Source organism: Mesorhizobium sp. M7A.F.Ca.CA.002.05.1.1 (genome assembly GCF_003998335.1).
Classification (GTDB): Bacteria; Pseudomonadota; Alphaproteobacteria; order Rhizobiales; family Rhizobiaceae; genus Mesorhizobium.
Window position 1 is genome coordinate 1 of sequence record NZ_RZQI01001055.1, and the last position, 1,898, is coordinate 1,898.

The following is a 1,898-nucleotide window of genomic DNA, read 5'->3' on the forward strand; positions in this document are numbered from 1 at the left end:
CCTCTACGGAATGATGCCGACCGGCGTTTCCGGCATGAACGCCCAGGCAAACCGCCTATCGACGGTCGCCGACAACATCGCCAATTCCGACACCACCGGCTACAAGCGCTCCTCCGCCGAATTCTCGACGCTGGTCATGCCGTCGACCGGCGGTGCCTACAATTCCGGCGGCGTCACCACGACGATCCGCCAGGCGGTCAGCGATCCGGGTGTGCTTCAGTACACGACCTCGGTTTCCGACCTTGCCGTCAGCGGCGATGGCTTCTTTGTCGTCCAGGATCCGAGCGGCACCCCCTACCTGACCCGGGCCGGCGCTTTCGTTCCCGACGGTCAAGGCAGACTTGTCAACTCGGCCGGCTTCCAGCTGATGGCGTACAGCTACGACAACGGCGTACCGGCAGCGACGGTCAATGGCTTCGAGGGGTTGGTCCCGGTTGTCATCTCCGACCAGGGAATGACCGCAACGCCGAGCACCGAGGGCAGCTATGCCGGCAACCTGCCGGCCGGCGCGACACCGGTCGCGACCGCCAACCTGCCCGCCGCCAACGCTGCGACCGCGCAATACACGTCGAAATCCTCGATGGTCGCCTACGACAATCTCGGCAACAAGAAGCTGCTCGACGTCTATTTCACCAACACCGGCGCCGGCACCTGGCAGGTGGCGGTCTTCGATCAGTCGAAGGCCACCGCTGGAACATCGTTCCCCTACACCGCTGGCGGCTTGCTGGGCTCGGCCAACCTGACCTTCGACACCACCACCGGCAAGCTCACCGGCACGCCCACCGGCGTTTCATTTACCGTGCCGAACGGCGCCACCCTCAATATCGATCTGTCTGCGCTGACCCAGCTTGGCGCCGGCTTCACGGTTTCCGATGCCCAGGTCAACGGCAACGCGCCGAGCACCATCGACAAGGTCCAGATCAGCAAGGACGGCACCATCTACGCACAGTACAAGGACGGTTCGACCAAGCCGCTCTACAAGATTCCGCTGGCCGACGTGCAGAGCCCGGACCAGCTCACCGCGCTGCCCGGCAACGTCTATTCGCAGGGCACCGAGTCCGGCGCGGTTCGTGTCGGCTTTGCCAATGAAGGCAAACTCGGCTCCATCATCTCCGGCGCGCTCGAGAATTCCAACGTCGACATCGCCGAAGAACTGACCAACATGATCGCGGCGCAGCGCAGCTACACCGCCAATTCGAAAGTCTTCCAGACCGGTTCCGATCTGATGGACGTCCTTGTCAACCTGAAGAGATAAGACGGGCGTCGCCCGCGAAAGACCCGCATGTCACTGTCTACCGCATTGAGTATCGCCCAGTCGGCGCTTATGAACACCGCGCGACAGACAAGCGTTGTCTCGCGCAACGTCGCCGACGCCTCCAATCCGGACTATTCGCGGCGCCAGGCCGTCGTCACCAGCACGGCGCCGGGCGCGCGTTCGGTCGATATCCAGCGCGCAGCCAACGAGCTTTTGTTTCGCCAGAATCTCGGCGCGCTATCGGCCTGGAGCGGGCAGAACGCGCTCTACAGCGGCATGGATCAGCTGGGCGTCGCGGTCAATGGCGTCGACAATGCGTCCTCGCCCTCGACCGCGATCGCCAACCTGCAGCAGGCGCTGCAGCTCTACGCCACCTCGCCGTCGAACCAGAACCTCGGCGCCTCGGTCATCGACGCCGCCAAACAGGTCGTGCGCTCGCTCAACGAGGGCTCCAAGGCAGTCCAGGATTTCCGCACCCAGACCGACGGCCAGATCGCCACCGCCGTCGATGACCTGAACTCGCTGCTCAGCCAGTTCCAGGATGCCAACACGGCGGTCATGTCCGGAACCCGTTCCGGCACCGACGTTTCCGATGCGCTCGACCAGCGCGACGCGCTTTTGAAGAAGATTTCGAACTATGTCC

General features: G+C 63.8%; 2 protein-coding genes. Both read left to right on the top strand.

From position 1 onward, the window contains the following. A partial coding sequence (locus tag EN939_RS32345; RefSeq protein ID WP_245473250.1) for a flagellar hook protein FlgE occupies window positions 1–1,255 on the top strand: 1,255 nt, incomplete at its 5' end. Window positions 1,256–1,282: 27 nt separating this feature from the next. After that, the coding region (locus tag EN939_RS32350) for a FlgK family flagellar hook-associated protein (RefSeq protein ID WP_442919584.1) at window positions 1,283–1,898 on the top strand (616 nt) is incomplete at its 3' end.